We start from the raw sequence: 13,258 nt of genomic DNA on the forward strand, positions 1-13,258 counted from the left end.
AGAGGCAAGGCCACAGTGGTGCAGGGCGGTCGGCGGGACAGCCGGTTCGGACGGTTCGTACGGCGCGGGTTCACCGATCCGGGGGCGGCCGTCCGCCTGCTGGACTCGCCCGCCCTGACCCGGGTTCGCGACGACGCGGTGCTCCTCGACGCGCTCGGCGCCACCGCCGACCCCGACCAGGCGCTGCTGTCCTTCGTCCGGATGGTGGAGGCCCAGCCGGACGACGCCGCGCGGCAGACGCTGCTGGGCACCGTGCTGGCCGCCAAGCCGCTGCGCGACCGGCTGCTGGGCGTGCTGGGCGCCTCCGAGGCGCTCGGCGACCACCTCGCGGGCCACCCGGAGGACTGGCAGGCCCTCCACTCCTACGAGACGGCCGACCTCCACCCGGGCGTCGAGGAGTTCGAGGCCGCCCTCGCCGGCGCGGACGGCCCCGACGAGCTGCGCGTGGCCTACCGCCGCGCCCTGCTCACCATCGCCGCCCGCGACGTCCGCGGCACCACGACGGTCGACGAGACCGCCGCCGAGCTCGCCGACCTGGCCACCGCCACCCTGCGCGCCGCCCTGGCGATGGCCGGGCGCGAGGAGCCGGGGGACGCGCGGGCGTGCCGGCTGGCCGTGATCGGGATGGGCAAGTGCGGCGGACGCGAGCTCAACTACGTCTCGGACGTGGACGTCGTCTTCGTCGCCGAGCCCGCCGGGGGAGCGGCGGGGGACGGCGACGGGGAGAGCGAGGCGCTGCGCGCCGCGACCCGGCTCGCCGCGCGCATGATGCGGATCTGCTCCGACACCACCGCCGAGGGCACCATCTGGCCGGTGGACGCCAACCTGCGGCCCGAGGGCCGCAACGGCCCGCTGGTGCGCACCCTGTCCAGCCACCTGGCGTACTACCGGCGCTGGGCCAAGACCTGGGAGTTCCAGGCCCTGCTCAAGGCCCGCCCGGTGGCCGGCGACCCGGCACTGGGCCGTGAGTACGTCGAGGCCCTGGCCCCGATGGTGTGGCAGGCCGCCGAGCGGGAGAACTTCGTCACCGACGTGCAGCAGATGCGCCGCCGCGTGGTCGCCGGCATCCCCGCCGCGCAGCTCGACCGCGAGCTCAAGCTCGGCCCCGGGGGCCTGCGCGACGTGGAGTTCGCCGTCCAGCTCCTCCAGCTCGTACACGGGCGCAGCGACACCGCCCTGCGCAGCCCCACCACGCTGGCCGCGCTCGACGACCTCGCGGCGGGCGGGTACGTGGGCCGCCAGGACGCCGCAGCCCTCGGTGACGCGTACCGGTTCCTGCGCGTCCTGGAGCACCGCATCCAGCTCCAGAAGCTGCGCCGCACCCATCTGATGCCCAGGGACGAGGCCGAACTGCGCCGCCTGGGACGCTGCCTGGGCTTCCGCCAGGACCCGGTGGCCGAGCTGACCCGCGCCTGGAAGCGGCACGCGGCCGTGGTGCGGCGGCTGCACGAGAAGATCTTCTACCGGCCGCTGCTGGACGCCGTCGCCCAGCTCGCGCCCGGGGAGGTGCGGCTGTCGGCCGGCGCCGCCCGGCAGCGCCTGGAAGCACTGGGCTACGCGGACCCGGCCGCCGCCCTGCGCCACCTGGAGGCGCTGACCTCCGGGGTCAGCCGCAAGGCCGCCATCCAGCGCACCCTGCTGCCGGTGCTGCTGGGCTGGTTCGCCGACTCCGCCGACCCCGACGCCGGGCTGCTGGGGTTCCGCAAGGTCTCCGACGCGCTCGGCCAGACGCCCTGGTACCTGCGGCTGCTGCGGGACGAGGGGGCCGCCGCGGAGAACCTGGCCCGGGTGCTGTCGGCCGGGCGGCTCGCCCCCGACCTGCTGCTGCGCGCCCCCGAGGCCGTCGCCCTGCTCGGCGACCCCGGCGGGCTGCGGCCGCGCGGCCGGGAGGCGCTGACCCAGGAGGCGCTGGCGGCCGTCGGCCGGGCCGACGGGCCCGAGCAGGCCGTCACCGCCGTGCGCGGGGTGCGGCGGCGCGAGCTGTTCCGTACCGCCGCCGCCGATGTCATCGGCGCGTACAAGGCGGGGGGCGGGGGTGTGGAGGGCGCCTCGGGTGGTGGGGCGGAGGACGGCTCCGAGGGTGGTTCGGGTGGTGGTGCCGGGGGTGGTTCGGGTGGTGGTGCGGTGGGTGGTGCCGAGGGCGTCGCGGCCGCCGTGGACCGGGTGGGGGAGGCGCTGTCCGACCTGAACGCCGCGACCGTCGCGGGCGCCCTGCGGGCGGCGGTGGACGCACGCTGGGGCGACACCCTGCCCACCCGCTTCGCGATCATCGGCATGGGGCGCTTCGGGGGCCGAGAGCTGAACTACGGCTCCGACGCGGACGTGCTGTTCGTCCACGAACCGCGCGAGGGCGTGGACGAACGGGAGGCCGGCGAGGCGGCCCTCGCCGTCGCCGGCGAGATGCGCCGCCTCCTGCAGCTGCCCAGCTCCGACCCGCCGCTGCTCATCGACGCCGATCTGCGGCCGGAGGGCAGGAGCGGCCCGCTGGTGCGCACGCTGGCCTCCTACGGCACCTACTACCGCCGCTGGTCGCAGGTGTGGGAGCGGCACGCGCTGCTGCGCGCCGAACCGGTGGCGGGCGACGCGGACCTGGGCCGCCGCTTCGTCGAGCTGATCGACCCCCTGCGCTATCCGGAGGACGGCCTGGAGGAGGACGCGGTACGGGAGATCCGCCGCCTCAAGGCGCGGATGGAGAGCGAGCGGCTGCCGCGCGGTGCCGATCCCACCACCCACACCAAGCTGGGCAGGGGCGGGCTGTCGGACGTGGAGTGGACGGTCCAGCTGGTGCAGTTGCGCCACGGAGCGAAGGTGCCGGGGCTGCGCACCACCCGTACCCGCGCCGCGCTGGCCGCCGCGCGGGAGGCCGGGCTGATCGGCGAGGAGGACGCCGCGACCCTGGACGAGGCGTGGCTGCTGGCCACCCGGGTGCGCAACGCGGTGATGCTGGTGCGCGGGCGGCCCGGCGACACCTTCCCCTCGGAGCCGCGCGAACTGGCCGCCGTCGGCCGCTACCTGGGGTACGAGCCGGGGCACGTGGGCGAGATGCTGGAGGACTACCGGCGTATCACGCGGCGTGCCCGGGGGGTGGTGGACCGGTTGTTCTACGGGGTGGAGTGAGGGGGTGCCGTTGGGGGTGCGCCTTGGGGCGCGGGTTCGCCGGTGGGGCCGGGTGCGTGCGGGGGTCGGGGCCGGTCCGGGGCGGACATTCCGGACGGCATGATTTACGGCCGTTGCCGTGCACCGTTGCCCGGACCAGTGATTGGCCGCAAATAACTCCCCTGGCCTCCGGCATGGGGGACCCCAGAGTGTCCGGAACGTCCGCCCCTCCCCGTCCCCTCCCGCCGTCGCCCGGGTGCGGGTGGGTGGTCTCTGTCCGGTTCTCTTCCGTCGTTGTCCGGGTGCGGGCGCGTGGTCGGCACCCTGTGCGGGGAGGGCGGCTGAGGGGGTCTGCGTCAGGGTGAGGTGGGGACCAGGCGGGGGAGGCGGTGGGCCGGGGCGCCGTACCAGGCGCAGGAGACCGCGTAGCCTATGCCCAGGCAGACCAGCCCGCCGACCGCGTCCAGCCAGAAGTGGTTGGCGGTGCAGACGATGACCACCAGGGTCAGGGCCGGGTAGAGCCATCCGAGGATCCTCACCCACAGCGGCGCCGCCAGCAGGGCGAGGGTGATGCCGCACCACACCGACCATCCGATGTGCATCGACGGCATGGCCGCGTACTGGTTGGAGACGCTGGCCATGTCGCCCGAGGCCATCGAGCCCCAGGTGCCGTGGACCTTGACGGTGTCGATGAAGTGCACGCTCTCCATCAGCCGCGGCGGGGCCAGGGGGTAGAGGTAGTAGCCGAGCAGGGCGACGGCCGTGGTGGCGAACAGGACCGTGCGGGTGGCGGCGTAGCGGCCCGGGTGTCTGCGGTAGAGCCAGACCAGGACGCCGATGGTGACGATGAAGTGCAGCGTGGCGTAGTAGTAGTTCATCGTCACGATCAGCCAGGTGACGCCGTTGACCGCGTGGTTGAGGGACTGCTCGACGGCGATGCCCAGGGCGCGCTCGGCCTCCCACAGCCAGTCGGCGTTCCGCAGGGCCTGCGCCTCCTGCTCCGGCACGGCGTTGCGGATCAGGGAGTACGTCCAGTAGCTGACCGCGATCAGCGTGATCTCGAACCAGATCCGGGGCCTGCGGGGCGCGCGGATGCGCTGGGAGACGGTGCGGCGCGGAGCCGGAGCGACCGTGCGTTCATCTGCCGGAGCGACAGTGGTCACTCTGGCTTCTTCTGTCGTCCTCGTGATCGGAGCCCCCATGGTGCGCCAGTCTGCCAGAATCCGGACCCCGACCGATCATCCCCCGGTGCGGTCCTGACCGCCTCCGGTCCTCCCTGAGACGGACCCCGGGCCCTGAGGCGCGGAGGCGGTGGAGCCGCGGACGACCAGCTCGGGGAGGAAGACGAACTCGCTGTGCGGGGCGGGGGTGCCGCCGATCTCCTCCAGCAGGGCCCGTACCGCCGCCTGGCCCATCGCGGTCACCGGCTGGCGGATGGTGGTCAGGGGCGGGTCGGTGAAGGCGATCAGCGGGGAGTCGTCGAAGCCGATGACCGAGACGTCGCCGGGAACGGCCAGGCCGCGCTGCCGGGCGGCCCGGATGGCGCCGAGCGCCATCATGTCGCTGGCGCAGACCACGGCGGTGCAGCCGCGGTCGATCAGGGAGCCGGCCGCCGCCTGGCCGCCCTCCAGGGTGTAGAGCGAGTGCCGGACCATCGACTCCGCCTCGTCGGACGAGAGCCCGAGCTGCTCCTGGAGGCTGGTGGTGAAGCCCTCCGTCTTGCGCTGGACGGGCACGAACCGGGCCGGTCCCAGGGCCAGTCCGATGCGCTCGTGGCCGAGCGAGACGAGGTGGGTGACGGCCAGTCGCATCGCGGCCCGGTCGTCCGGTGAGACGAAGGGCGCGCGGACCCTGGGGGAGAAGCCGTTGACCATCACGAACGGCACGCCCTTGCCGCGCAGCTGCTCGTAGCGCTGTGTGTCGGCGGTGGTGTCCGCGTGCAGTCCGGAGACGAAGATGATGCCCGCCACGCCCCGGTCCACGAGCATCTCGGTCAGCTCGTCCTCCGTCGAGCCGCCGGGGGTCTGGGTGGCCAGGACGGGGGTGTAGCCCTGACGGGTCAGCGCCTGTCCGATGACCTGGGCGAACGCCGGGAAGATCGGGTTCTCCAGCTCGGGGGTGATCAGTCCGACCAGCCCCGCGCTGCGCCGGCGCAGGCGCATGGGCCGTTCGTACCCCAGCAGGTCCAGTGCGGCGAGGACGGACTCGCGGGTGGCCGGGGAAACGCCGGGCTTGCCGTTGAGGACGCGGCTGACCGTCGCTTCGCTGACCCCCGCCTGGGCTGCGATGTCAGCTAGCCGTGCGGTCACAGCACCGGACTGTACCGGTCATGTGTCCGACTGCCCACCGTACCCGGGAGTTCGTCCGGACAGGTGTGGTTTCGCCCCCCGGGGCCGGGGGGCGGAACCGGGGTGTCACCGTTCGACGCCGTAGCCGGGCAGCAGTCCTTCGCTCCACTCCTCGGCGGTGCGGGTCAGTCCCTCGCGGGCGGTCTCCTCGCCGCGCAGGATGGCCGTGTAGTGGGGCTGGAGGGCGACGAAGAGCTGTCCGCCCTCGGGGAGGGAGGGCCGGGCCACGGCCTTGGTCAGCGCCAGGTAGAAGGAGTTGCGCACCGGGTCGGAGAGCACCTTGCCGGTGTAGGCGGCCGTACGGGTCGGCAGCAGCCCCAGGGCGAGGGCGGTGCTCTCCTGCTGCTTCGCGTCGGTCATGTACTTGACGAAGAGGTAGGAGGCGTCGGGGTTCTCCGCCTCCGCGGAGACCACGAGGTTGTGGCCGCCGGTGGGGGAACCCGCGGTGCCCGAACCGCCGGCCGGGACGGCGGCGATGCCCAGGTTGTCGCGGTCCTCGAACTCGGGGGAGGAGAAGATGTCGGCGGTAGCCCAGGGGCCGTTGATCATCATGGCCGCCTCGCCGCTCTTGAAGGCGTTCTGCATGGCGGCGTAGGCGTCCTTCTCCGGGGGCTTGGGCGCGGCGCCGGAGGCGACCAGATCGGCGGCGGCGGCCACGCCCCGGACCGAGTCGGGGGAGGCGACGGTGATCGTGCGGGAGCCGACGTCGACCAGATCGCTTCCCTCGCCGTACAGGAACGGCAGGGAGAAGAAGGGGTCGGGGTTGAGGACGATGCCCTCGGCCCCCGTCTCCTCCTTGATCCTCAGCGCGACGTCCTTGAGGTCCTTCCAGGTGGACGGAGGGCGGTTGACCCCGACCTCCTCGAAGATCCGGCGGTTGTAGAGCAGGGCGAGGGTGTCGGTCACCTGGGGGACGCCGTAGACGCCGCCGTTCTCCAGCGTCACGCTCGCGGTGGTGGTCGGCAGGAAGCCGGACATGTCGGCGTCCAGGGCGGGGGTGCCGGTGAGGTCGGCCAGATGGCCCTCGGCGGCGAAGCCGATCGTCCAGCCGACGTCCGCGCGCAGCACGTCGGGCACGCCCCGGCCGGACTCCACGGCGTCCAGGAACCTCTGCTGGGCCTGGTCGAAGGGGACCGGGACGTGCTCGACGTCGATCTCCGGGTACTTCTTCTCGAACGCGGCGACGAGCTTCGCGAAGTGCGGGGCCTCGGCCTCACCCGAGGTATCCCACCAGGTGACGCTGCCGGAGGCGGCGGAGGCGTCGTCCCCGGCGGAGCCGCCGAGCACCGTGCAGGCGGTGGCCGTCAGGGCCAGGGAGAGGGCGGCGGCCAGGGTGGTGGCCCCGCGGCGCCGGCCGGCCCGTCCGGCCGAATCGGACGTGTCGGGGTGTATGTGACTTTCCATCGTGCTCTTCCCGTCTGTCCTCAAGCGGAGGATCCGCAGTGGAACGCGGAGGAAGGTAGCAGGAGCGCAACTTCTTGCGGAAGCCGTTGCAGACTCGTTTGCAGAAAGTTGCCGCAAGGTCTTTCTAAAAGATTGCACCGCTGTTACGTTCCTGGTCAGCCCGGCGCCGCGACCGCGCGGCCCGCGCGGAGTACGCCAGTGCCCCCGCGAGACGGGCACCGGATCATGGAGGAGTTCACATGCGGCGTGGCATAGGGACCACCGCACTGGTCGCGGCCATCGCGCTCGCGGCCACCGCCTGCGGCGGCGGGGACGGCGGCGACGGCGAGAAGAAGAACGCCAACGGCGAACTGTCGGGCACCGTCGAGTTCTGGGACACGTCGGGCGACGCCGAGAAGGGCTTCTACAAGAAGGTCGCCGAGGAGTTCGAGGACAAGCACCCCGGCGTCGACGTCAAGTACGTCAACGTCCCCTTCGGCGAGGCCAGCAACAAGTTCAAGAACGCCGCGGGCGGCGGCTCCGGCGCCCCCGACGTGATGCGCACCGAGGTCGCCTGGGTGGCCGACTTCGCCAGCCTGGGCTACCTCGCCCCGCTGGACGACACCGCCGCGGTCGACGACAAGGACGACTACCTGCCGCAGGCCTGGGGCAGCACCCAGTACGACGGCAAGACCTACGCCGTGCCGCAGGTCATCGACACCCTGGCCCTCTTCTACAACAAGGGTCTGCTCGAGAAGGCCGACGTCGAGGTCCCGCAGTCGATCGAGGACATCAAGGACTCCGCGAAGGCGTTCGAGAAGAACGACGTCACCCCGTTCTACCTGCGCGGCGACGACCCGTACTGGTTCCTGCCCTTCCTGTACGGCGAGGGCGGCGACATGCTCGACGCCGAGGCGAAGAAGATCACCGTCGACGACGAGCCCGGCGTGAAGGCGTTCGAGGCGATCAAGGACCTGGTGGACTCCAAGGCCGCGACCACGGACACCACCAACGGCTGGGAGAACATGCAGAAGTCCTTCAAGGACGGCAAGGTCGCGATGATGATCAATGGCCCCTGGGCCATCGAGGACACCCTCGCGGGCAAGCAGTTCAAGGACGACGAGGACAACCTCGGTGTCGCCGCGGTCCCGGCCGGCAGCGCCGGCCAGGGCGCCCCGCAGGGCGGCCACAACTACTCCGTCTACGCCGGCTCCGACAACCTCGACGCCTCCTACGAGTTCGTCAAGTACATGAGCTCCGCCGAGGTCCAGAAGCGCACCACCGAGGAGCTGAGCCTGCTGCCGACGCGCACCTCGGTGTACGAGGAGAAGACCGTCCAGGACAACCAGATGGTCCAGTTCTTCAAGCCCGCCGTGGACAAGGCCGTCGAGCGCCCCTGGATCGCCGAGGGCAACTCCCTCTTCGAGCCGCTGCGCGTCCAGATGGCCGACGTGCTGACCGGCAAGACCAAGCCGGAGGCCGCCGCTCAGAAGGCCGGCGAGGAGTACGCCAAGCTCCTCAAGGACGGGGACTGGAAGTAAGGGTCCGGAAGAGCTCAGGGAGAGGCTGACCGACGACCATGGCTGTCGAGACCGGCCAGTCGGTGGCACCGGCCGCGGGCGGAGACGCCCGCGGCCGCGGCCGCGGAACTGGCGAGAAGTCCAGCAAGGTCCCCGGACCGCTGCGCCGCGCGCTGGCGACGCACTGGTACGCGTGGGCCATGGTGGCCCCCGTGGTGATCGTCATCGGGGTGATCATCGGCTATCCGCTGTTCCGGGGCATCTGGCTGTCCCTGACGGACGCGGACGAGGCCAACGTCGCCCGCACCATCGGCGTCAACGAGATCGAGGCCACCTACGAGTTCATCGGTCTCGAGAACTACCGGGCCATCCTCACCGACAACGTCTTCTGGGACCGGCTCGGCTGGACGGTGCTGTGGACGGTCGGCTGCGTCTCCGTGACCTTCCTGCTGGGCCTGGTGCTGGCCACCATGCTCAACCGGAAGCTGCGCGGCCGGGCGGTGTACCGCATCGCGATCATCCTCCCCTGGGGCATCCCCGCCTTCGTCTCCGTCTTCGCCTGGCAGATGCTGTTCAACGAGAAGAACGGCATCCTCAACAGGATCCTGGAAGGCGGCGGCATCGAGGGCGTCCCCTGGCTGGGCGACCCCACCTGGGCGAAGATCTCCGTCATCGCCGTGAACGTCTGGCTGGGCGTGCCGTTCATGCTCGTCGCCCTGCTGGGCGCCCTCCAGGCCATCCCCTCGGAACTGCTGGAGGCCGCCGAGGTGGACGGCGCGAACGCCTGGCAGCGCTTCCGCAACGTCACCCTGCCGGGCATCCGCTCGGTCAGCAGCACCGTGGTCCTGCTGAGCACCATCTGGACGTTCAACATGTTCCCGGTGATCTACCTGCTCACCCGCGGCGGGCCGGGCGACTCCACCGAGATCCTGGTGACCTACGCCTACCGGCTGTCCTTCCTCAACAGCCCGCGCGACTTCGCCACCTCCGCGGCCTGGGGCGTGCTGATCCTGCTGCTCCTGATGCTCTTCGCGGTGTTCTACCGCCGTTCGCTCCGCAAGCAGGGAGAGGTGTGGTGACGACGATGAACACCACGGGAACCACCACCGCGACCACGACCCCCGACCCCGCCACCACCGCGCCCGTACCGCCGGCCGGCGGCGGGCGGCCCCGGCGGGCGCGCGGGCGCGGCGAGCGCGGGCCGCTGGCCTCCGCCGCCCTGCACGCGGGCCTGCTGCTCGCGGCCGTGGCCGCGGTCTTCCCGCCGTTCTGGCTGCTGGTGACCTCCTTCAAGCCCAAGACGGAGACCTTCACCACCTCGCTGGTGCAGAACTTCACGCTGGAGAACTACACCCACGTCCTGGGCGACACCTACTTCCTGACCTGGTTCTGGAACTCGGTGGTGGTCGTGGTGGCGACCACGCTGCTCGGCGTTTTCATCTCCGCCACCACCGGCTACGCCGTCAGCCGCTTCCGCTTCCCCGGGATGCGCCCGCTGATGTGGACCCTGCTGATCACGCAGATGTTCCCGATGGCGATCCTGATCGTGCCGCTGTACAACCTGATGGCGCAGCTCGGCCTGCTCAACCAGCCCGTCGGGCTGATCATCACCTACCTCACCATCGCGGTGCCGTTCTGCGCCTGGATGATGAAGGGCTTCTTCGACACCATCCCCGTCTCCATCGACGAGTCGGGGCGCGTGGACGGCCTCAACCCCTTCGGCACCTTCTGGCGGCTGATCCTGCCGCTGGCCAAGCCGGGGCTGGCCGTCACCGGCTTCTACAGCTTCGTGACGGCCTGGGCCGAGGTCGCCTACGCGTCGGCCTTCATGACCGGCGAGGAGAACCTCACCCTCGCCGGCGGCCTGCAGACCTTCGTCAACCAGTACGTGGGCGACTGGGGTTCGATGACCGCCGCCGCGGTGATCATCGCCGTCCCGGCCGCGATCGTCTTCGGCATCGCCCAGCGGCACCTCGTCGCCGGCCTGACCTCCGGCGCCGTCAAGTCCTGACCCGCCGCCCCACCCGTCCGGCACCTCGCGTCCCCCCACTCACGACACCAGGGATGACATGACCCAGCACTCATCAGCCCCCGCCACCGGCACGGCCCCTGCCATCCGCACGGACGCCACGGGAGAGCCGGCCGGCTGGTGGCGCGACGCGGTGATCTACCAGGTCTACCCCCGCTCCTTCGCCGACGGGAACGGCGACGGCATGGGGGATCTGGCGGGCGTCCGCGCGCGGCTGCCCTACCTGGCCGACCTGGGCGTCGACGCCGTCTGGCTCAGCCCCTTCTACGCCTCCCCGCAGGCCGACGCCGGCTACGACGTCGCCGACTACCGCGCCATCGACCCGATGTTCGGCGATCTGCACGACGCCGACGCGCTGATCCGCGACGCCCACGAGCTGGGGCTGCGGATCATCGTGGACCTGGTGCCCAACCACTCCTCCGACCAGCACGAGTGGTTCCAGCGCGCCCTGCGCGAGGGCCCCGGCTCGCCGCTGCGCGACCGCTACCACTTCCGCCCCGGCCGCGGCCCGAAGGGCGAGGAGCCCCCCAACGACTGGGAGTCCATCTTCGGCGGCCCGGCCTGGACCCGCACGAAGAACCCCGACGGCACCCCGGGGGAGTGGTACCTGCACCTGTTCGCCCCCGAGCAGCCCGACTTCAACTGGGAGAACGAGGCCGTGCGGGACGAGTTCCGCTCGGTGCTGCGCTTCTGGCTGGACATGGGCGTGGACGGCTTCCGCATCGACGTCGCCCACGGACTGGTCAAGGCCGCCGGGCTGCCCGACATGGGCCGGGCCGGACAGCTGAAGCTGCTGGGCAACCAGGTGCTTCCCTTCTTCGACCAGGACGGTGTCCACGAGATCTACCGCTCCTGGCGGCGCATCCTCGACGAGTACCCCGGCGAGCGCATCGGCGTCGCCGAGGCCTGGACGCCCAGCCCCGAGCGCACCGCGCTCTACCTGCGCGCCGACGAGCTGCACCAGGCGTTCAACTTCCACTACCTGAACACCGCGTGGAACGCCGAGGCGCTGCGGGAGGTCATCGACCAGTCGCTGGACTCCATGCGCCCGGTCGGCGCCCCCACCACCTGGGTGCTGTCCAACCACGACGTGGTGCGCCACCGCACCCGGCTCGGCGGCGGCCTGGCCCGCGCCCGCGCGGCCTCGCTGCTGATGCTGGCGCTGCCCGGCTCGGCCTACGTCTACCAGGGCGAGGAGCTGGGTCTGCCCGAGGTCGCCGACCTGCCCGACGAGGTGCGCCAGGACCCGTCCTTCTTCAAGGACAACGGCCAGGACGGGCTGCGCGACGGCTGCCGCGTGCCCATCCCGTGGACGCGGACCGGTTCCAGCTACGGCTTCGGCTCCGGCGGAAGCTGGCTGCCCCAGCCCGAGCAGTGGGCCGAGCTGTCGGTCGAGGAGCAGACCGGTGACCCCACCTCCACGCTGGAGCTGTACCGCAGCGCGCTGGCGGTGCGCCGCGAGCATCCGGCGCTGGGCGCGGGCGAGAGCGTGGAGTGGCTGGAGGACTTCCCCGCCGGTGTGCTGGCCCTCCGCCGCCGCGCGGCCGACGGCTCCGGCCGCGACCTGGTGTGCACGGCCAACACCACCGACCGGCCCGTGGAGCTGTCCGCGGCGCCCGGCCGGGTGCTGCTGGCCAGCGGCGAGTACGAGGGCGGTGCGATCCCGGCCGACACCACCGTCTGGTGGGAGGTATGACCGAGGCCGGTACGGCGCCCGCGCCGGTCCCCCAGCAGGGGGGGCCGGCCGCGGGCGCCGTCCCCGGCAGTGTCCCCGGAACCGCCCGTCTGGCCGACATCGCGGCCCAGGCCTCGGTCAGCGAGGCCACGGTCAGCCGCGTGCTCAACGGCAAGGCGGGCGTGGCGGCCGGCACCCGGCAGAAGGTGCTGGCGGCCCTGGACGTGCTGGGGTACGAGCGGCCGGTGCGGCTGCGGCAGCGCAGCGCCGGGCTGATCGGGCTGGTCATCCCGGAGCTGACCAACCCGATCTTCCCGGCGTTCGCCCAGGTCATCGAGCAGGTCCTGGCCGGACACGGCTACACCCCGGTGCTGTGCACCCAGATGCCCGGCGGCGCCACCGAGGACGAGCTGGTCGACCAGCTCGTCGAGCGCGGCGTCAACGGCATCGTCTTCCTCTCCGGGCTGCACGCCGACACCACCGCGGACCCGGGCCGCTATGTGCGGCTGTCCGGGCGGGGCGTGCCGTTCGTGCTCATCAACGGCTTCAACGAGCACGTCAGCGCCCCCTTCGTGTCGCCCGACGACCGGGCCGCGGCCCGGATGGCGGTACGTCATCTGGTGGACCTGGGCCACGACCCGCTGCGGATCGGCCTGGCGGTCGGCCCCGTCCGGTACGTACCCGTGCGGCGCAAGGCGGAGGGTTTCACGGCGGCGCTGATCGAGCAGGGCGTGCCCGCGGCGCGGGTGCGCGAGCAGGTCCAGCACACGCTGTTCACCCTGGAGGGCGGCCACGCCGCGGCGGGTGCGCTGATCAGCGCCGGCTGCACGGGGGTGGTCTGCGGCAGCGACCTGATGGCGCTGGGCGTGGTGCGGGCGGCCCGGCAGCGCGGGCTGGAGGTCCCGCGCGAGCTGTCGGTGGTCGGCTTCGACGACTCCGAGCTGATCGCCTTCACCGACCCGCCGCTGACGACCGTGCGCCAGCCGGTCAAGGCCATGGCCAGCGCGGCGGTGAACGCCCTGCTGGAGGAGATCGGGGGGAACCCCGTCCAGTACTCGGAGTTCGTCTTCCAGCCCGAGCTGGTGGTGAGGGGCTCGACGGCCCCGCCGCCGCAGCCGTCGTAGGAACGGGCACATGCCGCCGGGCGCCGGCGGGCGCCCGGCGGTGTGTGACCTGACGGCCCGCCGCCGGGCACCCGCCGGCGCCC

The 13,258-nt window shown here is 72.3% G+C and carries 9 protein-coding genes; 6 read left to right on the top strand and 3 right to left on the bottom strand.

The genetic code is table 11. The features are described from left to right. Positions 1-15: 15 nt before the first annotated feature. Entirely contained in the window at positions 16-3,117 is a 3,102-nt protein-coding gene (locus tag ACW69E_RS11395; protein WP_457498056.1) for a bifunctional [glutamine synthetase] adenylyltransferase/[glutamine synthetase]-adenylyl-L-tyrosine phosphorylase, read from the top strand. Between the two features lie 335 nt (positions 3,118-3,452). Here ACW69E_RS11395 and ACW69E_RS11400 read toward each other — a convergent pair whose 3' ends face one another. The 3 genes from ACW69E_RS11400 to ACW69E_RS11410 form a co-directional block, all read right to left on the bottom strand. Further along, on the bottom strand, positions 3,453-4,298 hold the full coding sequence (locus tag ACW69E_RS11400) for a phosphatase PAP2 family protein (protein WP_457498057.1): 846 nt from the start codon (positions 4,296-4,298) through the stop codon (positions 3,453-3,455). A gap of 36 nt (positions 4,299-4,334) precedes the next feature. Beyond that, positions 4,335-5,405, bottom strand: a complete 1,071-nt coding sequence (locus ACW69E_RS11405) for a LacI family DNA-binding transcriptional regulator (RefSeq protein WP_457498058.1) — start codon at positions 5,403-5,405, stop codon at positions 4,335-4,337. Positions 5,406-5,510: 105 nt separating this feature from the next. Further along, positions 5,511-6,848, bottom strand: coding sequence for an extracellular solute-binding protein (locus tag ACW69E_RS11410; RefSeq protein ID WP_457498059.1), 1,338 nt, complete (start codon positions 6,846-6,848; stop codon positions 5,511-5,513). A gap of 239 nt (positions 6,849-7,087) precedes the next feature. Here ACW69E_RS11410 and ACW69E_RS11415 point away from each other — a divergent pair, with 239 nt between their 5' ends. From ACW69E_RS11415 to ACW69E_RS11435, 5 genes are read left to right on the top strand one after another with little or no spacing between them, the layout of a single operon-like run. Next, the gene (locus ACW69E_RS11415) at positions 7,088-8,368 is read left to right on the top strand and encodes an extracellular solute-binding protein (protein WP_457498060.1); all 1,281 of its coding nucleotides are present in this window, start codon (positions 7,088-7,090) and stop codon (positions 8,366-8,368) included. 38 nt (positions 8,369-8,406) lie between these two features. Further along, the gene (locus ACW69E_RS11420) at positions 8,407-9,426 is read left to right on the top strand and encodes a carbohydrate ABC transporter permease (protein ID WP_457498061.1); all 1,020 of its coding nucleotides are present in this window, start codon (positions 8,407-8,409) and stop codon (positions 9,424-9,426) included. A 5-nt stretch (positions 9,427-9,431) separates the two neighbouring features. Beyond that, positions 9,432-10,358, top strand: a complete 927-nt coding sequence (locus ACW69E_RS11425) for a sugar ABC transporter permease (RefSeq protein ID WP_457498062.1) — start codon at positions 9,432-9,434, stop codon at positions 10,356-10,358. 58 nt (positions 10,359-10,416) lie between these two features. Continuing rightward, the gene (locus ACW69E_RS11430) at positions 10,417-12,072 is read left to right on the top strand and encodes a glycoside hydrolase family 13 protein (protein ID WP_457498063.1); all 1,656 of its coding nucleotides are present in this window, start codon (positions 10,417-10,419) and stop codon (positions 12,070-12,072) included. Beyond that, positions 12,069-13,175 (top strand): LacI family DNA-binding transcriptional regulator, encoded by a 1,107-nt coding sequence (locus ACW69E_RS11435; protein ID WP_457498064.1) that lies wholly within the window; start codon positions 12,069-12,071, stop codon positions 13,173-13,175. The genes ACW69E_RS11430 and ACW69E_RS11435 overlap by 4 nt, the downstream gene beginning before the upstream one ends. Positions 13,176-13,258: the final 83 nt, after the last annotated feature.

Source organism: Streptomyces sp. SS8 (genome assembly GCF_054072955.1).